15 protein-coding genes are annotated in these 20,417 nt (G+C 64.9%); 6 read left to right on the top strand and 9 right to left on the bottom strand.

Annotated features, from left to right (window positions below):
- Positions 1-32: 32 nt before the first annotated feature.
- The 5 genes from F4Y72_12830 to F4Y72_12810 all read right to left on the bottom strand — a co-directional run bounded on the left by F4Y72_12830 (position 33) and on the right by F4Y72_12810 (position 4,292).
- Positions 33-716 carry a CBS domain-containing protein gene (locus tag F4Y72_12830; protein MXZ29167.1) on the bottom strand — a complete coding sequence of 228 codons (684 nt, stop codon included), beginning with the start codon at positions 714-716 and terminating at the stop codon, positions 33-35.
- Positions 717-835: 119 nt separating this feature from the next.
- Positions 836-1,288 carry an rRNA maturation RNase YbeY gene (gene ybeY / locus F4Y72_12825; GenBank protein MXZ29166.1) on the bottom strand — a complete coding sequence of 151 codons (453 nt, stop codon included), beginning with the start codon at positions 1,286-1,288 and terminating at the stop codon, positions 836-838.
- The gene (locus F4Y72_12820) at positions 1,285-2,298 is read right to left on the bottom strand and encodes a PhoH family protein (protein ID MXZ29165.1); all 1,014 of its coding nucleotides are present in this window, start codon (positions 2,296-2,298) and stop codon (positions 1,285-1,287) included. The genes ybeY and F4Y72_12820 overlap by 4 nt, the downstream gene beginning before the upstream one ends.
- A gap of 14 nt (positions 2,299-2,312) precedes the next feature.
- Positions 2,313-3,653: a tRNA (N6-isopentenyl adenosine(37)-C2)-methylthiotransferase MiaB gene (gene miaB / locus F4Y72_12815; GenBank protein ID MXZ29164.1), complete on the bottom strand. Its 1,341-nt coding sequence runs from the start codon at positions 3,651-3,653 to the stop codon at positions 2,313-2,315.
- Between the two features lie 192 nt (positions 3,654-3,845).
- A complete protein-coding gene (locus tag F4Y72_12810) occupies positions 3,846-4,292 on the bottom strand; it encodes a single-stranded DNA-binding protein (protein ID MXZ29163.1) in 447 nt (148 codons plus the stop codon).
- Positions 4,293-4,517: 225 nt separating this feature from the next.
- Here F4Y72_12810 and uvrA point away from each other — a divergent pair, with 225 nt between their 5' ends.
- Positions 4,518-7,373 carry an excinuclease ABC subunit UvrA gene (gene uvrA / locus F4Y72_12805; protein MXZ29162.1) on the top strand — a complete coding sequence of 952 codons (2,856 nt, stop codon included), beginning with the start codon at positions 4,518-4,520 and terminating at the stop codon, positions 7,371-7,373.
- 156 nt (positions 7,374-7,529) lie between these two features.
- On the opposite strand, the gene F4Y72_12800 is transcribed toward uvrA, so the two are convergent.
- Positions 7,530-8,531 (bottom strand): cupin domain-containing protein, encoded by a 1,002-nt coding sequence (locus tag F4Y72_12800; protein ID MXZ29161.1) that lies wholly within the window; start codon positions 8,529-8,531, stop codon positions 7,530-7,532.
- Between the two features lie 119 nt (positions 8,532-8,650).
- Here F4Y72_12800 and F4Y72_12795 point away from each other — a divergent pair, with 119 nt between their 5' ends.
- From F4Y72_12795 to F4Y72_12780, 4 genes are all read left to right on the top strand, one after another.
- Positions 8,651-9,646: an ester cyclase gene (locus F4Y72_12795; protein ID MXZ29160.1), complete on the top strand. Its 996-nt coding sequence runs from the start codon at positions 8,651-8,653 to the stop codon at positions 9,644-9,646.
- Positions 9,647-9,824: 178 nt separating this feature from the next.
- A complete protein-coding gene (locus tag F4Y72_12790) occupies positions 9,825-12,392 on the top strand; it encodes a TonB-dependent receptor (protein ID MXZ29159.1) in 2,568 nt (855 codons plus the stop codon).
- A gap of 115 nt (positions 12,393-12,507) precedes the next feature.
- Complete coding sequence (locus tag F4Y72_12785) at positions 12,508-13,338, top strand: alpha/beta fold hydrolase (protein MXZ29158.1); 831 nt, start codon at positions 12,508-12,510, stop codon at positions 13,336-13,338.
- 41 nt (positions 13,339-13,379) lie between these two features.
- A complete protein-coding gene (locus F4Y72_12780; GenBank protein ID MXZ29157.1) occupies positions 13,380-14,345 on the top strand; it encodes a zinc-binding dehydrogenase in 966 nt (321 codons plus the stop codon).
- Between the two features lie 6 nt (positions 14,346-14,351).
- Here the strand turns inward: F4Y72_12780 and F4Y72_12775 are convergent, their stop codons facing one another.
- The 3 genes from F4Y72_12775 to F4Y72_12765 are packed head-to-tail and all read right to left on the bottom strand — an operon-like array spanning position 14,352 to position 17,954.
- Positions 14,352-15,494: a cobalamin-independent methionine synthase II family protein gene (locus F4Y72_12775; GenBank protein MXZ29156.1), complete on the bottom strand. Its 1,143-nt coding sequence runs from the start codon at positions 15,492-15,494 to the stop codon at positions 14,352-14,354.
- A 13-nt stretch (positions 15,495-15,507) separates the two neighbouring features.
- Positions 15,508-16,782 carry a histidinol dehydrogenase gene (gene hisD / locus F4Y72_12770; GenBank protein MXZ29155.1) on the bottom strand — a complete coding sequence of 425 codons (1,275 nt, stop codon included), beginning with the start codon at positions 16,780-16,782 and terminating at the stop codon, positions 15,508-15,510.
- Between the two features lie 11 nt (positions 16,783-16,793).
- On the bottom strand, positions 16,794-17,954 hold the full coding sequence (locus F4Y72_12765; protein ID MXZ29154.1) for an ester cyclase: 1,161 nt from the start codon (positions 17,952-17,954) through the stop codon (positions 16,794-16,796).
- On the opposite strand from F4Y72_12765, the gene F4Y72_12760 reads away from it, so the two are divergent.
- Complete coding sequence (locus F4Y72_12760) at positions 17,953-20,409, top strand: TonB-dependent receptor (GenBank protein ID MXZ29153.1); 2,457 nt, start codon at positions 17,953-17,955, stop codon at positions 20,407-20,409. The two genes, F4Y72_12765 and F4Y72_12760, sit on opposite strands and share 2 nt — an antisense overlap.
- Positions 20,410-20,417: the final 8 nt, after the last annotated feature.

Here is a 20,417-nt window from a genome sequence, read left to right as displayed (position 1 = left end):
TCGCTCCCAGGGGCGCGCCGCCCCCTTTCGGCTCAGATCGGGCTGACGCGGAGCCGCTTGACCCTCCGCCGGTCGGCTGAGACGACCTCGAAGCGCCATCCTCCAGCTTCCACGGAGTCGCCACGCCGGGGCAATCGGCCCAGGCGGTGAATGACCAGCCCGCCCACCGTATCGAACTCGCCGGTATCCAGCTCCGAGCCGATCTCCTCGTCAAACTCCTCGATGCGCATCTTGGCGCTGACCAGGAAGCTGCCGTCGTCCTGCCGCACCAGTTCCGGCGCCTGCTCGGGATCGTGTTCGTCGCCGATCTCGCCCACGATCTGCTCCAGGACGTCTTCAATCGTGAGTAGCCCGGCGGTCCCGCCGTATTCGTCCACGACCACGGCGAGATGATTGCGCCCGCGCAGAAACTCGTCCAGCAGGGCGTCCAGGCGCTTGGTTTCGGGAATCAGCGTGACGGGCCTTAGCAATGGCCTGATTTCCAGCGTGTCTTCCGGCGAATCCGTAAGGGCGCGCAGCACGTCCTTGGCCAGCAGACTCCCGACGACCTCGTCGCGGTTCTCGCCGATGACCGGGAAACGCGAATGGCCGGAACTGATGATCGTGGACAGGAGCTTCTCGCGGCTGTCGTCCAGGCGCAGGACCACCATGCTGGAACGCTGCACCATCACTTCGTGGACTTCGCGCCGGGAGACCTCCAAGACGCCTTCTATCATCGCCTTCTCGCCCGGCGTGATCTCCTTGACGCCCGCCAGATCCGCCAGCAGTCCCAGCAAACCATCGCGGGTGAGCCGCCCGCGTCCTGCAAGCCGCCCCAGGAATTCCCGGGCGCCGCTCACTCGCGCTCCACCGCCCAGGGGTCCGGCCATCCGGCCTGCGTCAGCAGTTCCGATTCGAGCGTTTCCATCGCCCGGGCCTGCTCCGGATCGTGGTGGTCAAGCCCCGCCAGGTGCAGCGATCCGTGCACGACGAGGTGGGCCAGGTGCGCGGCCGGCGTGGCGCCGCGGCCGCCGGATTCCGAGCGCACCAGCGGGATGCAGATCACGATGTCGCCGATTTCGCCCAGTTCGCGGTCCGACGGAAAGGCCAGCACGTTGGTGGGCCGGTCGACGCCGCGCCACCTCCGGTTCAGTTCGCGGCTCTCGGCTTCCTCGACCAGCCGCACCGTCACCGCGCCCTCGCGCGCGAAGTGCGTCAGGCTGTTCCGCACCAGTTCCCGTATCCCCGCGCCGGACAGCTCGGCTTCCGGTACAAGGTCCGAGGCGTCCTGGATCGCAACCTCAATCATGACTTTTCCGTCGCGCCGTAGGCCTCGAGAATTTTCTTCACCAGAGCGTGACGGACCACGTCGCGCGCGGTGAAATAGACGGTCGCAATACCCGGGACGGACTTGAGTATCCTCAGCGCGTGGCGCATGCCGCTCTCGCGATCGGAGGGCAGGTCCACCTGCGTGATGTCCCCCGTGACGACGGCGCGGGAATCGGCGCCGAACCGGGTCAGGAACATCTTCATCTGCTCCGGCGTGGTGTTCTGTCCTTCGTCCAGTATGACAAAGCTGCTGTTGAGCGATCGGCCGCGCATGTAGGCCAGCGGCGCCACTTCGATCACGCCGCGTTCCAGCCAGCGGGCGACCCGTTCCGGCCCCAGCATCGCGTAGAGCGCATCGTAAACCGGCCGCAGGTAGGGATCGACCTTGCTGGCCAGGTCGCCGGGCAGGAAACCCAGCCGCTCGCCGGCCTCCACGGCCGGACGCACCAGAACGATGCGCTGCACGTGTCCGGCGCTGTGCGATTCAAGCGCGCAGGCCACCGCCAGCCAGGTTTTGCCGGTGCCGGCGGGCCCGATGCCAAAGGTCAGATCGCGCGAACGAATCTCCTTCACGTAGCGGCGCTGATTGGCGCCGCGCGGACGAACGCGGATCCGGGGCGTGACGACCACCGGTTGTTCGTCCTCGCCGCGGTCCCGGCTGCCGGGCAGATCGCCATCGGCGCCGCTGCCGTTGGTCGCCGGATCGCTGCCGACGCCTTCGGCGCATTCCGCCAGGCAGGCCTGGATGCGTGCCGCGTCCAGCGATTCCTCCGCGGCCATGCGATACAGCTCGGTCAGCGCCATGGCGCCCGCGCTGATGGCTTGTTTAGAGCCGCGCACGCGGAACCGGTTGCCCCGGCTTGATATCCGCACGTCCAGGCCCTGTTCGATCTGGCGCAGGTGCCTGTCGAATTCCCCGCACAGGTTGGCCAGCGCGCCATTGTCCGCGGGTCGGAGGACGACCTCCCTGGTGTGTGCCTGGCTATTCAGGGCGAGGGAAAGCCTCAGGCCGCAAGGGATTCCGGCAGCAGCCGGCCGCGCAGTGAATTCGGCAATGCTTCGGTAATCGCAACGTCAACAAACCGCCCGATCAACGCGGGCGGCCCGTCAAAGTTTACCCAGCGATTGTTGCCCGTGCGTCCCGCCAGCAGGCCTTCGCCGCGGCGTGCCGGGCGCTCGACGAGAATCCGCTGTGTAGTGTTGACCATTTGCGCGGATATCCGGCGCGCCTGGCCGGTAATCAAGGCCTGCAGCCGCTGCAACCGCCTGAGCTTGACGTCCTGCGGCACCTGCTCTTCCATCCGTTCGGCGGGCGTGCCCGGACGCGGGCTGTACATGAAGCTGAAGGACTGGTCGAAACCGATGTCCTCGACCAGCGCCAGCGTGTCGGCGAATTCCTCTTCTGTCTCGCCGGGAAAGCCCACGATGAAGTCGGAAGCCACGCTGATTCCGGGGCGGGCGCGCCGCAGCCGGGCGATCTTGTCCCGATACTCGTCCGCCGTGTAGCCGCGCTTCATGCGGGCCAGCACGCTGTCCGAGCCGCTCTGCACCGGCAGGTGCAGGTAGGAGGGCAGCTTGTCGAAGCGAGCGTAGGCGTCGATCAGCCGGCCGTCGAATTCCATGGGGTGCGACGTCGTGAAGCGTAACCTGCCGATGCCCTTCAGTTTCGACACGTAGCGGATCAGCCCGGCGAGGTCCTCGAGTCCGCCCGACGGCGCAACTCCGCGATAGCCGTTGACGTTCTGGCCCAGCAGGTTGATTTCGCGCACGCCCTGGCGCTCCAATTGGATCGCCTCGGCCATTACGTCCGCGACCGGCCTGGAGATCTCCTCGCCGCGCGTATACGGCACGACGCAAAACGAGCAATACTTGCTACAGCCCTCCATGACCGACAGGTGGGCCACGGGCGAGGCGGTCTTCGGCGCCGGTAATTCGGCGAATTTTTCTTCAGCGGGAAATGCGATATCCACTACCGGTCCGGAAGAGTCCGCCGACTGCTGAAGCAGGCCGGGCAGCCGGTGCAGCGTTTGCGGTCCGAAAATGATGTCCACGTAGGGCGCGCGCTTGCCTATGGCGTCGCCTTCCTGGCTTGCGACGCAACCGCCCACGCCGATCTTCATTTCCGGCCGCTTGCGTTTGAGGGCCTTGTAGCGGCCGAGTTCGGAGAACAGTTTCTCCTGGGGTTTCTCGCGGACCGAGCAGGTGTTGATCAGTACGAGGTCGGCTTCCTCGGGTTTGTCGGTAAGCGTGTACCCGCGGCTTTCGCGCAGCACGTCCGCCATGCGAGCGGAGTCGTACTCGTTCATCTGGCACCCGAAGGTCCGTATGAAGAGTTTGCCGCTCATTGATCACGCCCTTTCATTGCCCCCTTCTTCCGGGAGACGCTTCGATCACGCCCTACATTTACCCCCTTCGTCCGGGAGACGCATAAATCCATCCATGGAGCTTGGTTCCGGCATCCCTGCCTCCAACACTCCCTGACGAAGGGGGTAAATGTAGGGCTCACGGTGTGCCGAGTCCCGGAGGGAGAGGCGGGTTCAGAAGGGGACCTCGTCGTCCATGACGCCGGAGTCCGCGCCTCCGGGGTTGCTTCGCTGGGCGTTGCCGGACGGCTGCGAGGAGCGCCGCTGGTCGTAGTCGCCGTCGCCGCCGCGCCGGTCGAGGAACTGCATGTCATCGGCCACGACTTCGGTGCTGCGCCGTTCCTGTCCCTCGCGGTCCTGCCAGGAGCGCGTGCGCAAGCGCCCCTCGACGTAGATCCGCGATCCCTTCTGCAGGTACTGCTGCGCCAGTTCGGCGCGGCGCCCGAAAAGCACCACGTTGTGCCATTCCGTATGCTCCTGGACCTGGCCGGTGTCCCGCCGGGTCCATCGCTCGTTCGTGGCGATCCGTATGTTCGCCACCGGGTTTCCGTTGGTCATCTGGCGGACTTCCACATCGTGCCCCAGGTTGCCGACCAGTATTACCTTGTTTACGCCGCGCATTTGTCACTCTCCCAAGCTATTCCGCGTTTCTCGCTGCGGAATTGAACTATTGTGCCATTACTCGCCGGAAACCTCGCGGCGAACGCAGCCGAAATTTGCCGCGCATTCGAAGAAAAATGCCCTAGCGCGCGCGAATGGAGCAAACGCGCGGACTTTGCCTGAAGTTTGCCTTCCAAACCGCGGGTTTCGCCGGTCGGCCGGACAGGGTTATATTGGTGGGCTGCCATGAGTGACATCCGCATCCGTTCGGCGCGCACGCACAACCTCAAGGGGATCGACCTGTCGCTGCCGCGCGATCGATTGATCGTGATTACCGGACTGTCCGGCTCCGGCAAGTCCTCGCTGGCATTCGACACGATCTACGCCGAGGGCCAGCGGCGCTACGTGGAATCCCTGTCGGCCTACGCCCGGCAGTTCCTGAGCGTCATGAGCAAGCCCGACGTCGATCACATCGAAGGGCTATCGCCGGCCATCGCCATCGAGCAGCGCTCGGCTTCCCACAACCCGCGCTCGACCGTGGCGACGGTCACCGAAATCTACGACTACATGCGCCTTTTGTTCGCGCGCGCCGGCGTGCCGCGCTGTCCGGTCCACAAGCGCGAGCTGGCTGCGCAGACGATCAGCGAAATGGTCGATGAAGTGCTCCGGCTCCCCGAGGGCACGGCCATCAACCTGATGGCGCCCGTGGTGCGCAACCGCAAGGGAGAACACCGCAAGCTGTTTGCCGACCTCGTGGCGCGCGGCTTCGTTCGCGCCCGCGTGGACGGCGACGTGTGCGAAATGGACGATCCGCCGGAACTCGATCTCCGGCGCAACCACACGATCGAAGTGGTCGTGGACCGGCTGCGGGTGCGCGAGGAATTGCGCCAGCGGCTGGCCGAGTCCTTCGAGACCGCGCTGACCCTGACCGGCGGAGTCGCCCTGGTCGGCTTCATCGATGACAAGGCGCGGCCGGACGTCCTGTTCTCGAGCCGCTTCGCCTGCCCGATGTGCGACTTCGCGATTCCGGAAATGGAGCCCAGGCTCTTTTCGTTCAATAACCCCGCCGGCGCTTGCGAGTCTTGCGCGGGCCTGGGCTCCAAGCGGTTCTTCGATCCGGAAAGGGTCGTCCGTCCCCACCTCAGCCTTGCCGGTGGCGCCGTACGCGGCTGGGACCGCCGCAACGTCTGGTACTACTCCATCCTGGAAAGCCTGGCGCGGCACTACGGGTTCGACCCGGAGGCGCCCTTCGAATCGCTTCCCGCGAAGATCCGTCAGGCCGTGCTGTACGGCAGCGGACGGACCCGGATCAGGTTCACCTTCCGCTTCCAGACCGGCCGCCGGTTCTCCCGCACGCGGCCGTTCGAGGGCGTTCTTCCCAACATGGAACGGCGCTACCGCGAAACGGAATCGGCGCGGGTGCGCGAGGAACTGTCCCGCTACCTCGGCTCCACGCCCTGCCCCGACTGCGGCGGGGCGCGGTTGAACGAGGCGGCCCGAAACGTGCTGGTATCGAAGCGCTCGATCGCCGAGTTGAGCGCAATGAGCGTCGAAACGGCGCTCAAATTCTTCACCACTCTGCGCCTGAAGGGCTGGCGCCAGGAAATCGCCGAGCGCATCGTGCGCGAACTGGCGGAGAGATTGCGTTTCATGGCCGACGTGGGCCTCGGCTACCTGAACCTGGACCGTAGCGCCGAGACCCTTTCCGGCGGCGAAGCGCAACGCATACGGCTGGCGAGCCAGATCGGCTCGGGGCTGGTGGGCGTGATGTACGTGCTGGACGAACCGAGCATCGGCCTGCACCAGCGCGACAACAAGCGCCTGCTGGCCACGCTGGCGAGGCTGCGCGATCTCGGCAATACGGTCCTGATGGTCGAACACGACGAGGAGGCGATCTGCAGCGCCGATCACGTCGTGGACCTGGGGCCGGGGGCCGGCGATCACGGCGGCCAGGTGGTGGCGGAAGGCCCCCCCGACGCGATCAAGCGGGAAACGGCGTCCTTGACCGGTCAGTACTTGAGCGGCGTGCGCAGCATTCCCGTACCCGCCTTGCGCCAGCCGCCCCAATCCGGCCGCGAACTGCATATCGAGGGCGCCTGCGCGAACAACCTGAGGGAGTTGGACATAACGCTGCCGCTGGGCCTGATGACCTGCATTACCGGCGTCTCCGGTTCCGGGAAGTCCTCGCTGGTGAACGAAACGCTGCTGCCCGGCGTCACCGCGTCGATCGAACGAAAACCCTGTCCCGGTGCGAAGTTCAGGGCGCTGCGCGGAACCGAACGACTGGACCGTGTGATAGAGATCAGCCAGGCTCCGATCGGGCGCACGCCGCGCTCCAACCCCGCGACCTACACCGGCGTGTTCACGCCGATCCGCGAAATGTTCGCGCTGACGCCCGAGGCACGGGCGCGCGGCTACAAGCCCGGCCGTTTCAGCTTCAACGTCAAGGGCGGACGCTGCGAAGCCTGCCAGGGCGGCGGGCTGATCAAGGTGGAAATGCACTTCCTGCCGGACGTCTACGTGCCCTGCGACGTGTGCGAGGGGCGGCGCTACGGACGCGAGGCGCTGGAGATCCGCTACCGCGGACTGAACATCCACGAAGTGCTGGAGTTGAGCGTGGAACAGGCGGCCGACGTGTTCGCCAACGTGCCCAAGGTGGCGCAGAAGCTGGCGACGCTGCTGGACGTGGGGCTGGGCTACATCCGGCTGGGCCAGAGCGCCACGACCCTGTCCGGCGGCGAAGCGCAGCGCGTGAAACTGTCCCGGGAACTGGCCAAGCGCTCGACCGGGCGCACCCTCTACGTGCTCGACGAGCCGACGACCGGACTGCACTTCCACGATGTCGCGCAGCTCCTGACCGTGCTGCACCGGCTGCGCGACGGCGGCAATACGGTCGTGGTAATCGAGCACAACCTGGACGTCATCAAGACTGCGGACTGGATCATCGACCTGGGGCCGGAAGGCGGAGAAGCGGGCGGCGATTTACTGGCGGCGGGGCCGCCGGAAGAAGTGGCGCGCGTCAAGCGCTCTCACACCGGCCGCTACCTAGCCGGAATGCTGCGCCGCCACCCACCGGCCGTGCGTAAACGGGACGCTGCCTGACTCGCTTGGTGCCGGCCCTCGCCCGTTATTCACCCACCCCTGTTGAGAGGCGCTGTGGGCGCCGGGTCATCGGCGCCCACTGGCTCGGTTCCGCCATCCTGGCTCCAACGCTCTCCACAGGGGTGGGTGAACAACAGGCTCAAGGTCTGGCGCAGGTCAGACCCACTTGGGGGCGGCGGGGGAATCGCTGCCGCGGACGACGAAGGCCTCTGCGGGGTCAGCGCCGGGGTTTTGGATTGTGCGTTCGAGTTCGATGGGGACGGTGAGTACGTCGCCGGGGGCGAGGTCCAGGGACTCGTGTCCCCAGGCGATGCGAAGGCGGCCTTCGTGGACCGTCCACACTTCCTCTTCCGCGCGGGAATGCGCCGGCAAACGGGCGCCGGGACCGAATGTGAGGCGGCGCAGGTGGAAGCCGTGCTGCCAGGAGAGAGGGGCTTGCTGGACGCCCTCTTGTAGATTGGATTGGCCGATGATGGGTTGCTCGATGACCCGGCCGTCCGAAGCGTTCTGGGCCAGGATTGAATCGGCGGCGCCGTTGGTAGCGCGATAGCGCGCCACGCATGATTGCAGGGCGGCGCTGTCCAGGCGCGTCAGTTCGGCAACCTGGCCGGCGGTCGTCGCGGGCATGACGGGTTCGTCGTCGGGGACGGCCTCGCCGGCCGCGGTGTCGATCAACCGGCCGCTCTCCAGCAGCACCAGGCCGTACCTGCGCGCGTCATCGAACACGTACGGGGCCCAGGTCACGCGACCCGGATCGTCGCCGCCCAGCGCGGCGAACATGAATCCTTCGCTGCCGCCTACGTTCTCGAATCCGCGGAACACGTGAATCGGAATGGAGATGGTGTCGCCGCGCTCAAGCACGACCTCGCCGTCTTCGCCGTGTTCGCCGGTCATGAAGCGCCAGCGGCCCGAGTGGATCCAGAAGACCTCGGCGGTCTCGTGGCTGTGCTGGGAGTTGACGCATCCGGGCGGCTGGCGCGCGGCCCCGATATTGAAGCCGTGCGGCTCGCGAATGTGCACGTGCTGGTCCGGGTTCTCGGCGACGCCCGGGCCGATGATCGTGAAGTTCTCCTTCGACTCGCTGCCCGGCGTGCGCGTGTCGATAAACGCGGTGCGGCAGGGCACCAGCTCGCCGTAACGGACCAGCCGCGCCCGCATCTGTTCCCGTGTGACCTGACTGGCTGCCAGCATGCCGCCTCCCCGGATTCGGTGCGGCCCATATACTAGCCGCAGCCGAATATACCTGCACATAACCGGCGGGGCGCCCTGACCGGCATATGAATCCTATGACCGACTATTCGAACTCCGAAGAAATCGTCGATTACATCCTGCGCATAACGCGCGAAATCTGGGAAGACCGCAACCCGGATCTGGTGATGCGCTACTACGGGCCGGAAGCGCGCATCCACGCCCTGGGCGGGATCATGCAGGGTGCGGCGGCGGTCACCGAGAATACGCGCGCCATGCAGGCCGCTTTCCCCGACCGGCTTGTGATCGGGGAGGGCGTGGTGTGCAGTCCGCTGGACGGCGGCGCGTGGCTGTCCTCGCACCGCATCCGCAGTCCGATGACCAGCAAAGGAGACAACGCCTACGGCCCGACCACCGGCAAAAAAGTAACGACCCACGTAATGGCCGACTGCGTGGTCCGGAACGGACTGATCGAGAAGGAATGGCTGGTGCGCGACAACCTGAGCCTGGTGCGGCAACTGGGCCTGGATCCGCACGAGGTGGCGCGGCGAGAGGCTGCCCGAATGCATCCGGAGGAACACTCGCGGTGGCTTGCCGGCGAACGCAGGCGCGTTCTGGACGCTCCCCCGCCCCCTTCGGGCCCGGCTTCACCGCCGGACCCCCAGCGGGACCCGCTCAGCTTTGCCCGCGAGATCCTGCTCGGCCAGTGGCAGAACCCGTCGGAGTCTTGCGAAGCCGCCTACGCACCCTACGCTGTCTTGAGCGATTCAGACCGGGAAGTGGCCGGAGCGAGCGATATCCTCGGCCACTACGCTGCCTTGCGGGAGAGCCTGAAGGTGCTCCGGCTCAGCGTAGATCATGCCGGACTGCAGGCCCGTGGCGACGGATGGACGCTCGCGGCGCGCTGGACGGCGGCAGCGGAACACTCGCAGGATTTCGAGGGGCTGCCGGCGGCGCAAGGCCCGTTGTTCCTCATGGGCATCAGCCACTGGTGGCTGACCGGCGGACGCGTGGCTCGCGAATGGACGGTATTCGACCGCCTCGCGCTAATGGAGCAGATCCTGCGCCAGCGGAAAGCCCCCTAGCGCCGTATTGCGCCGAGTCCGCCCCGGGGGGCGAGGGCGGCGCAAACAAGCAGTTGCACGAGCCTGCGTTTGCAACTATTCTCCGGTACCACGAATCCTGCAAACGTTCGGGGGCGGACGCCAAGTGGACGGACAGGCAGGTATTCGGCAGCTGCTAAATCCTATTGGGAGGACAAACATGCACCGACTTCATTGGACATTTTCGATTGCCCTGGCCGTGGCCGTGGGCGCCGTTGCCTGGGGCACGGCTCCGCAGGCCGGCGCGCAAGAGGCATCGGCACTTGAAGAGATCGTCGTCACGGCGCGGAAACGCGAAGAAGCGCTGGCGGACATTCCGATAGCGATAACCGCCTTCTCGGCGGAGCAATTGATCCGCGGCGGGTACACCACCCTGCAGGACCTTTCGTTCGCGACCGCCGGCATGCACTTCCACAAGCAGGGCGGCCAGATTCCGGGCCGCTTCAGCAGCAGGGTGCGCTTTCGCGGGATGAACAGTAACGCCAACCCCCCTTCACAGCAGGTGGGTACGGTGTTCCTGGACGGCGTTTACATTTCCGATGGAGTTACGAGCATCGACTTTTCCAATATCGAGCGCGTCGAAGTCATCAAGGGGCCCCAGTCGGCCACATTTGGCCGGTCCACCTTCGCCGGAGCGGTCAACTACGTGACCAGGACACCGGGCAATGAATACGCAGGCCGCGTCATCGCCGACGTTTCGGAGTGGGGCGGGCGCGACGTGACACTTTCGCACGAAGGACCGCTGGTGGACGACCAGCTGACCTACCGCGTTTCGGCGCGACTGTACGGAACCGACGGTCAGTACAAGTCCAATGCCGATGGCGGCGCCCTGGGCGAGGAGAGCACACAAACCATACAGGCCGTGATCAGCTGGACGCCCACCGAGAACTTCTCGGCCAAGTTCCGCTACCTGTGGTCCCACGACGACGACGGACCGGCCGCCGGCATGTTGCTGGGTACGGCCTTCTCGGCCCGCTTCGGCGGGGCCGGCGTCCCGGCCAACGCCGGGCCCAACTGCTACAGCGACGGCATTACTTCAGGGGGCGCGGGCTCCGACACGCCGTCCGATTACTTCTGCGGTTCGCTGCCGAAGGTTGACGTGGATTCCTTCATCGCTCCGAACACGGCGATCAGCGCCGTCGATCAGGCCGCCTTTCGCAGCAACGTGATCTGCGACCCGCGCGACGGCATCTGCCGGCCCAAGCTGCCCGGCGCGCCGCTCAGGTCCACGTCCGGTCTGACCCGCTACCAGCAAAGGGCCGCGCTGTTGCTCAACTATGACTTCGACAGCGGCATGCTGGACGGGCACAGCCTGGATTCCGTGGTCGGATGGAGCGCGATGCGGGCCGGCTGGGTTCGTGATTTCGACCTTACCGCCGCGCAGAATTTCCTGTCGCAGGATCCGGTCGTTGCCGATGATCTGACGGTGGAACTGAACCTGAGTTCGCCGCAGGACCGCAGGCTGCGCTATTCGATCGGGGCGAATTACTTCACCGCGGATAACGTCACCGTGGGCAACGGAGGTCAGACGATCTGGGGTTCCGACGGGGGCGTGAGCCAGCGAGTGGTGGCTGCGCCCGACGGAACGCCCCTGCCCGAGCCGGTAACGCTCCCGGGTCCGCACTTCTTCATGAACGCCATTCCGCCCACCGAGGGCAACGACACCACCGGAATATTCGGGTCCTTTGCCTACGACTTCAATGATGACCTGACCCTGGACGTGGAGTGGCGCTACCAGTCGGACGATATTTCACTGTCAAGTCCGAGTAACGCGGGCGTGCCGAATCCGGGCGGCGGTGTCGTGAACGCGACCTACAACGAGGAGTCATTCAACAGTTTCCTGCCGCGGGTCACGCTGTCCTACGATGTCGGCGACCGGGGAACCAGTTGGGTCACGTATTCCGAAGGCACGCTGCCCGGCTTCTTCAATACGGACTTCGGCTCCCTGAGCCAAGCGGACAGGGAGCAGGTAAGGTCGGTGATCCCCGGGCTTTCGCTGTTCAACGAGGAAGAGGAGCTTGAGAACATGGAAGTCGGCTTCAAGCAGGAGTTCGAGAACTTCTACTTCTCGGCGGTCTTCTACATGCTGGACTGGACCAATCTCAAGACTCGCCAGGGTGTTACCTTGACGAACGAGCTGGGTGTCCAGCGCACGCTCAATCTCCAGCTCAATGCCGGCGACGCGGAACTGGAGGGTCTGGAGCTGGAAGGCGGCTTCTCGCTGGGAGAGAACTTCTCCGGCACGTTCATGCTGAATTACGCCGACGGCGAGTACGGCACGCTAACCTGCGGCTTCTCGCCATTCAAGCCGCCCATCACGCCCGGCGCCACGTTCGGCCCCCGCGACTGCTCCGGCAGCCGGCCCGCGCGTTATCCGGAATGGCAGGGCGCCATCTCCGGCACCTGGACCGACAGCTTCGCGAGCGGCAACTGGGACTACTACGTGCGCGTGGACGGCGAGTACTTCGGCGAGGCGTACAACGAGGAAGCCAACTTCTCCACGATGGGCGACTTCTGGCGTTTCAACCTGCGTGGCGGTTTCGAACGGGACGACCTTCGCATCGAGGGATACGTCAAGAACCTGCTCGACGACGACAACTACCTGGCGGGCGCCCGCTGGTCCGATTTCTCCGGCACCTTCCTGTTCGCGTTCCTGTACAGCCAGGGCGTGGCGGTCACCCCCGCCGAGAAGCGCACCATCGGCCTCAGGGTCGTTTACGACTTCTAGCATCATTCGAAAAAGCTCCGGCCGACAGATCGGCCGGAGCTTTTCTTTCATGAAGATCAGGAACAGCCGCCCGGTGCTCGCCGGGCCGGCATTTCCCGGGGTGAAATAGTCAGCGATGTCGAACTATCAGCGCGGCTACGTGAATGGCCGCTTCGGACAGATTCACTACCACCGGGCCTGGCCGGATGCCGAAGGCAGCGGCAAGACGCCGCTGGCGTTCTTTCACCAGAACCACAAGTCGGCATTCGAATACGACATGCTGCTCAGGGAAATGGGCCGCGACAGGGAGGCGCTGGCCTTCGATACGCCCGGCTACGGCAGCTCGGACGGCCCTCCCGACGTGCCGACGATGGCAGACTTTGCCGGCTCGATGGCCGATGCGCTGGACGGCCTCGGCTTTGGCGCCGGCGGCAAGGGCGCGGTCGACGTGTTCGGCCTGCACACGGGGGTGCTGATCGCCACCGAACTGGCGCTGACGCGGCCGGACCTGGTGCGCCGTATCGTAATGAGCGGCGTTCCCTACCGTTCGCCGGAAAGGCGCAGGGAAATTCTCGAGTCGCTGCCCCGCGACCGGAAGCTGACCGAGGACGGAGCCTGGATCAAGGACCGCTGGAAGGTGCTCGTGGCCGACCGGTCGAAGGACGTGCCGCTGGAGCGTGCGGCGCGGGTCTTCGCGGAGGCTATTCGTCCACTGGACAAGCACTGGTATGCCTACGACGCCGTCTGGAATTATCCGCTGGAAGAGCGTCTGCCGCAGCTCCCTCACCCGGTCGCGATCCTGCAGACGCATGAACCTCTGCTCGACGAAACCCGTCTGGCGCATGCCGAGTTGCTGCCACGGGCGCATTACGTCGAGATTCCCGAAGTCCAGGTAAACATTCTGGACCTTGCCTGGAAGCAGTTCGCGCGCGAGATGCGGCTGTGGCTGGATAAGCCAGCGCCCTGATCAACCCCCTCAGCGCGCACCCGCAATCCTCGCTATCCGCCATGCACGGTTTCCTGGTCGAGCAGTTCGGCGGCACGGAAGTCATGCAGTGGCGCGAACTGGGGCGTCTGGAACCGGGTCCGCGGCAGGTGCTCGTTGAGGTAAGAGCATCCGGAGTCAACTTCGCCGAGACACGCATGCGTGCGGGGACCTATTCGGGACAGGAGCTGCCCTTCGTGATGGGCATGGAGGGCGCCGGGGTGGTGGCCGAATGCGGTGACGAAGTCGGCGAGTTCAAGCCCGGCGACCGTGTTTTCGGTCGGGCACGCGGCTCGCATGCCGAAGCGGTCCTGTTCGAAGCCGGTCACCTGATGCCGCTTCCCGACGGGCTTTCGTTCGTTGAGGGCGCCGCGATCCCGGTGAGCTGGCTGACCGCCTGGCATGCGCTGGATGCGGTGGCCGGATACAGGCAAGGCCAGCGGATTCTGATCGAGGCGATCGCCTCGGGCGTTGGAAGCGCGGCTTTGCAGATCGCGAAGTGGCGCGGTTGCTGGGTGGCCGGAACCGCGAGCCGGGACCCCAAGCTGGAAATCGCCCGCGAATGGGGCTGCGACGCCATCTACAACTACAAGCGGGACGACGTGCCGGCACTGGTGAAACGCGACACGGATGGTCGCGGAATCGACATCGGGCTCATGACGATAGGCGAGGAAACCGCCGAATCGCTGATCGCCTGCATGGGCATGGACGGGAAGATCGTGATGTACGGAAGCACCGGCGGGCGCCAAGTGTGCTTCAACCTGAACATCGGCGTTCGCAACCTGTCGCTGATGAGCATGAGCATTTCGACGAGCGAGCGCTTCATGACCCACACCATGTCCCGCTTCCGCGACGTGGCCCTGCCCCTGTTCGCTGACGGCACCTTCAAGGCTCCCGTCGGCACCGTCCTCCCGCTATCGGAGGTTGTCAGAGCGCATCAGCTCGTGGACGAGCGCAACCACTTCGGCAAGATCATCCTTACCGTATAAGGGCGTTTACCAGAGGCGCTTGCTGGCGATCGCCGCGCCTTCGGCCATGGCGGCCAGCTTGGCGTAGGTGATGTCCGGATCGACGGCCCCGAATCCGGCGAAAGTCGAGAACCCGCAGTCCGTTCCGGCGATCACCCGCTCGCGTCCGACGATATCGGCAAAACGGCAGATGCGTTCGGCCACCAGCCGCGGATGCTCGACGAAGTTGGTCGTGGAGTCGAGGACCCCGGGCACCAGGACCTTGTCGTCGGGCAGTTGCGCTTCGGCAAAGACGGTCCACTCGTGTGCGTGACGGGGATTGGAGGACTCGAACAGCAGCGCCTGCGGCCTGGCCTTGAGCGCGATGGGCAGGACCATCTCCATCGGCGCGTCGTGGATATGGGGGCCCTCGTAGTTCCCCCAGCAGACGTGCAGGCGCACCCGGTCCGCAGGGACGTTGCGCAAGGCGTGGTTCAGCGCCTCGACGTGCAGCTCGGCCTGACGCCGGTACTCGCTGTCGGGCTGTCCCTTGAACATCATGTGCCTGCCCAGTCCCAGGTCGGGCGAATCCAGTTGCAGCAGGAATCCGGCCGCGACGATGGCTTCGTATTCCGGGCGCATGGCATCCGCCAGCGCGTAGAGGTAGGACTCGTGGTCCGGATAGTGCTGGTTCGGCTGAAACAGGGCGATAACCCCGGGCGAGGCCGCATTCATGAAGCCTTCCGTGGGTTTGTGCCGATCTACCGCCGCGCGAAAATTCGCCAGGTCCTCCTCAAGCGGAGCCGTGTCCTTCACCCGGATCTCACCGACGCACTGGGGCCTGCGATAGGTGGGCGTGCCGCCGCTGGCGGCCAGGCGTTGGAGAAATCCCGGATACTCCTCCAGGTCGGAAGGAGGCTGCCGCGGACTGTCGCCCTCGAATCCCGTGATGCGGTCCTTGATGTAGGTGGCGTAGCTGATCTTGCTCATTTCGCCGTCGCTGACCACGTCCACGCCGGCCTCGCACTGTTTCGCCACGACCGCGTCCACGGCATCGGCCAGCAAGGCATGCCGCGCCGACGGCTCCATCCGCTCGCCTTTCTCCTCGGCGAACACCATTTCCGTTACGGCTTCCGAGCGGGGAAGGCTGCCGACGTGGGTAGTGAGTATCCGCTCGGTGGAATGCAGCATGATGCCCCCTGATTCAGCCGGCGTAGCGGCGCAGCCGGATGTCGGCCTGCTCCTTGTGACCGGCAAAGCCTTCCAGGGCGCAGAGCCGCGAGCAATATTCGCCGATCTCCACCGACGCTTCTTCGGTGATGCGCTGGTAGGTGCAGGTCTTGATGAACTTGCCCACCCACAGGCCGCCGGTATAACGCGACGCCTTGCGGGTCGGCAGGGTGTGGTTGGTGCCGATGACCTTGTCGCCGTACGACACGTTGGTTTCCGGACCCAGGAACAGGGCCCCGTAGTTGCGCATGTTGTCGAGGAAATATTGCGGGTCGCGGGTCATGACCTGGACGTGTTCGGAGCCGATCTCGTCGGCCTTCTCCAGCATTTCATCGTAATCGTCGCAAACGATCACCTGGCCGTAGTCCTGCCACGCCTGCCCCGCAATCGCCGCCGTGGGCAGAACGGTAAGCTGGCGCTCCACCTCGGCCATCGTGGCTTGCGCCAGCTCCTCGGAATTTGTCAGCAGGATGGCCGGGGAGTCGGGGCCGTGCTCGGCCTGACCGAGGAGGTCCGCCGCGCATAGTTCGCCGTCCACCGAATCGTCGGCGATGACCAGAGTTTCCGTGGGGCCGGCCAGCAGGTCGATGCCCACCCGCCCGAAAAGCTGCCGCTTGGCCTCGGCCACAAAGGCGTTGCCGGGCCCCACGATCATGTCCACGGAGGGAATCGTGCCGGTCCCCAGGGCCATCGCACCGATCGCCTGGACCCCGCCCAGGCAGTAGATGTCGTCGGCGCCGGCCAGGTCCAGGGCCGTCACGACCGCCGGATTGGGTGCGCCCTCAAACGGCGGCGAGGCGGCGATCACGCGCTCCACTCCGGCCACCCTGGCCGTGACCACGCTCATGTGCGCGGAGGCCACCAGCGGATACTTGCCGCCGGGCACGTAGCAGCCGACGCTGCTGACCGGGATGTTGCGGTGCCCGAGCACCACGCCGGGACGGGTTTCGACTTCCACGTCGTTCAGCGCTTCAAGCTGAATCCGTGCGAAGTTGCGAATCTGTTCCTGGGCGAAGCGGATGTCGGCGATGTCCTGCGGGTCCAGGCGGTTTTGGCAGTCGTCGATCTCCTCACGGCTCAGGCGGAACGAATCCGGCGACCAGCGGTCGAACTGCTGCGAATACCGGCGAACCGCCTCGTCGCCGTTCTCCGTAATGTCGCCCAATATGCCCTCGACCGCCGACTGGATGCGCGCATCGCGCTCATCCTGCTGCCCGGCGGCCATGCCCTTCTTCATGTATCGAATCATCTTGTCTTTCTCTATTCCGCGCTTTCAGGAGATTCCTCGTACGGGGCGCCGAGGAGTTGCATCATGACGTCGAGCTCGTTGAACAGCATCCATTCCTCGGTGATGCGCCCGTCCTCGATGCGATGCTGGGTGATGCCACGTATCCGCGCCTCGCGCCCCGTGGGCGGCCCGAACACGCCGTTGCCGCGGTGCGCGCCGTAGGCGTTCCAGCGAGTGGAGACCAGGTAGCCCTCGTCCGGATTGCCCATCCAGTAGACCTCGTCCACGTCCAGCGCCAGGTCCGGGAATTGCGCGAGCAGCGACAGTACAAATGCCTGGTACGGACCGAGGCCGCTGAAGGCGCGATCGGTGGGGCCGTTAAATACCAGGTTGTCAGCGTAACGGCCCTGCAGGGTGCCGAGCATCCGCCGGTTCCAGACGCATTGGTAGAGGCTGCGGATGTAGTCTTCCACGTCCAGCTCTCCCGAGGCTTCGGGAACCAGGGGATAGGCCGGCTTGGCCTGTCCTTGCTGGCGGGCCGGTTCGCCGGCGGTGTAGTCGTCGGGCAGCGCGGCCCCGCCCGACTCGGCCATCTGCCGCGCCACGTCGACGAGATCGAGGCCCATCTGGCGGAGCATCGCCGAGGTGTTGTAGAGCACGTGCTCCAGGAAGATCTCGTTTTCGCGCGACACGCAGTTGGCGATGCACCACAGCGACACCCGCTTTCCGGTGGGCGGGCCGTAGCGACTGTAGCCGGTGTTGTCGCCCTGAATGATCGTGCGATGCGAAGTGTAGAACCCGACGTCCTCGTCGCCGGCCCAGATGATCTCGTCGGCCACCAGGCGGATGTTCGGGAAGGCGTTGATGGTGTGGGTGGTGTCGGCCACGATCTTGTCGCGCCCGTACTGCAGCCCGTAGTCGTCGTACACCCGGCTGTTGTGCGCGTAGGTGTCGTAGATGTAGCCGATGTCCTTCTCTTCCCAGATCCGGTGCGTGATGCGGACGATGTAGTCGATGATGTTGCGGTACTGGTCCTCGAAACCGCGCATGGACTGCGCCGGCATGTCGTCGCGCCCTTCGGCGAGAAACCGGTCGGTGCCGCCCCGCGTGTATTGCGCCAGCGATATGGAGTAGTCGGCCGGCATATGCGCCCGGGTTAGTTGCGGCAAGCCGCTTTCCACGTCCTTCGTCATGCTGGTCCCCTCTCTCGTAAACAGCTGTCCAAAATACCGGCGTTTATTTTGCTTTATGCAAGCGGCTAGGTATAGTACGCCCTTGCATTTTCTTGGGAATCCTAGGGGACAGCTTATGAATCTCAGAGGCACGTTGACCCGCGCCGCCATTCCGATTGTCGCGCTCGCCGTTCTGGGAGCGGCAGGCGGGGCACAGGCGCAGGGCGCGCTGGAAGAAATCGTGGTTACCGCGCAGAAGCGCGACCAGAGTCTGCAGGACGTTTCGGTGGCCGTTACCGCCGTGTCCGGCGACGAACTCAAGGCACTGGGGATTACCGACGCTTTCCGTCTTGAAATCCTGGCGCCCGGCCTGCAGCTCGGGATGTCCGGCGCCGATCCGCGGCCCGCCCTGCGCGGCGCGCGGACCCAGCAGGTGGAGGCCAACGACGTGGCGATCTCCTTCTACACCGATGGCCTGTATCGGCCGCGCCACGGCCAGGCCCTTGCCGGTTTCGTGGACGTGGATCGGGTCGAAGTGCTTCGCGGTCCGCAGGGGACGCTGTTCGGTCGTAATTCATTCGGCGGCCTGATTCACGTCATCAGCAACAAGCCCGATCCCTCCGAGACGGACTACGGTTTCGCGGTTTCGGGCGGCGACTATGCGCTGGCGGGCTTCGACGGTTTCTTCAACGCACCATTGAGTGATACTTCCGCCGTCCGGTTTGCGCTCAAGACCGAGACCCGCGATCCGTACGTCGAGAACATCACTCTCGGCGATGACGGCGGCCTGAAGGATGCGGACATGACCTACTTCCGGGGGCAATTGCTGTTCGCACCCAGCGACACCCTGGACCTCACGCTTCGAGTGGAGAGCTGGCAGGACGATTCCAACGGCAACGGCCACTTCGGCTACTACGTTGAAGGCATTCCGGTCAATCTGGGCACGGGTCTGACCAACGGTGTCTCCGGCACCATGAGGCCTCGCATCGGACGTTCCGACGAGTGCGCCGGCACCTGCGGGCGCTATGGCGCCGGATTTGACTTCGCCGCCACGCCCGGGCCGGATACCGTAGCGCTGACCACCGGCGATCCCTACAAGATCGAGCAGGATACCGCCCCCGAGCGGGACTTGTCCGATCTGACCCTGGCCGGCGAACTCAATTGGTCCACGGATTTCGCCGACCTTAAAGCCACCGTTGCGTACATGGACTACGAAGAGTATCGCTGGGCCGACTGCGATATGTCAGCCTACCTGACGGCCTCCTGCGGCAACGACATCACGTCGGAGACCAATATGCAGGAATTCCAGCTCACTTCCAATTCCGACGGTCCGCTTGAGTGGGTCGTCGGCGTGTTCCTGCTGCAGGAAGATCTGACCAATGCCTTCCTTTGGGAAGATCATGCTTCCACCGTGGACAACACGCCGGTCAGCCCGCCGGACATCAATATGCACGCCGGCTGGACCCTCCAGATTCGGGTCGACACCAGCTCTGTGGCGGGATACGGCCAAGCATCCTACGCTCTCACGGATACCACGCGTGTGCTTGCCGGAGTGCGCTATACCAATGATCAGCGCGATTGGGAGATTTACGGTCAGGATCCCAACAACCGTTCGACATATTCGTTCACGGTATTGAATACGGCAGATGGCGAGGGTGACTGGAGCGAAGTTACCTGGAAGACCGGCGTGGAGTTCGACATGAGCGAAGACACCATGCTGTATGCCACAGTATCGACGGGCTTCCTGGCAGGTAACCAGCAGGGAGCTTTCAATGGCACCAATTCCTATGACGAGCAGACCGTGACGGCCTTTGAACTCGGCAGCAAGAGCTTGCTGGCTGACGGCAGCGTACGCCTGAACGCGGCCTTTTATGTAAACCAGTTCGAGGATCTGCTCGCAACGCGTTTCGTCGATACCGGGATCACCACGCTGGCGTTCACGGACAACGCCGGCGAGATCGACGCGATGGGGCTGGAAGTCGAACTGGACTGGGCGGTTACCGATCAATTGCAATTGGGCGCCCGAGCCAGTATGCAGCAGGCGGAGTACGGTGACTTTGCGCTACCCAACGTATTCCAGGAGGGTGGAGAAACAATCAGTGGAATTGCCAATCAGTTCCAGCTGGATGGGCTCCAGGTTCAGAACTCCCCCGATTTCACGGCTACGCTGCTCGGCAGCTACCTGGTGGACCTGGGCGGTTCGGGCACGCTGATCCCGTCGATCACGCTCTATTATTCCTCGGACTACCGCGTGGACGACTCCAATTGGTTCTTCGGCAACCAGGACGCCTATACCAAGACGGACCTGAGCGTTGCCTGGATGTCGGTCAACCAGGACTGGACCGCGCGCTTCTGGGTGGCCAACCTGGAAGACGAGGCCACCCTGCTGAAGGCCACGCGTTTCGGCGGCGACGTTGCGGTAACGGACTACGCCAACCCGCGTATGTGGGGCCTGACCGTAGGCTACCGCTACTAGATCGCATC

The sequence above is a fragment of the Gammaproteobacteria bacterium genome (assembly GCA_009838035.1).
Lineage (GTDB): Bacteria > Pseudomonadota > Gammaproteobacteria > Steroidobacterales > Foliamicaceae > Foliamicus.
Note: the sequence above shows the minus strand (reverse complement) of the source record. Positions and strands in the feature narration are given on the sequence as shown.

Excerpts from the sequence above, each read along its gene's own strand:
- F4Y72_12830 (MXZ29167.1), bottom strand. The coding sequence starts at position 716 with ATGATAGAAGGCGTCTTGGAGGTCTCCCGGCGCGAAGTCCACGAAGTG.
- ybeY (MXZ29166.1), bottom strand. The coding sequence starts at position 1,288 with ATGATTGAGGTTGCGATCCAGGACGCCTCGGACCTTGTACCGGAAGCC.
- miaB (MXZ29164.1), bottom strand. The coding sequence starts at position 3,653 with ATGAGCGGCAAACTCTTCATACGGACCTTCGGGTGCCAGATGAACGAG.
- F4Y72_12810 (MXZ29163.1), bottom strand. The coding sequence starts at position 4,292 with ATGCGCGGCGTAAACAAGGTAATACTGGTCGGCAACCTGGGGCACGAT.
- uvrA (MXZ29162.1), top strand. The coding sequence starts at position 4,518 with ATGAGTGACATCCGCATCCGTTCGGCGCGCACGCACAACCTCAAGGGG.
- F4Y72_12800 (MXZ29161.1), bottom strand. The coding sequence starts at position 8,531 with ATGCGGGCGCGGCTGGTCCGTTACGGCGAGCTGGTGCCCTGCCGCACC.
- F4Y72_12795 (MXZ29160.1), top strand. The coding sequence starts at position 8,651 with ATGAATCCTATGACCGACTATTCGAACTCCGAAGAAATCGTCGATTAC.
- F4Y72_12790 (MXZ29159.1), top strand. The coding sequence starts at position 9,825 with ATGCACCGACTTCATTGGACATTTTCGATTGCCCTGGCCGTGGCCGTG.
- F4Y72_12785 (MXZ29158.1), top strand. The coding sequence starts at position 12,508 with ATGTCGAACTATCAGCGCGGCTACGTGAATGGCCGCTTCGGACAGATT.
- F4Y72_12780 (MXZ29157.1), top strand. The coding sequence starts at position 13,380 with ATGCACGGTTTCCTGGTCGAGCAGTTCGGCGGCACGGAAGTCATGCAG.
- F4Y72_12775 (MXZ29156.1), bottom strand. The coding sequence starts at position 15,494 with ATGCTGCATTCCACCGAGCGGATACTCACTACCCACGTCGGCAGCCTT.
- hisD (MXZ29155.1), bottom strand. The coding sequence starts at position 16,782 with ATGATTCGATACATGAAGAAGGGCATGGCCGCCGGGCAGCAGGATGAG.
- F4Y72_12760 (MXZ29153.1), top strand. The coding sequence starts at position 17,953 with ATGCTGGTCCCCTCTCTCGTAAACAGCTGTCCAAAATACCGGCGTTTA.
- F4Y72_12765 (MXZ29154.1), bottom strand. The coding sequence starts at position 17,954 with ATGACGAAGGACGTGGAAAGCGGCTTGCCGCAACTAACCCGGGCGCAT.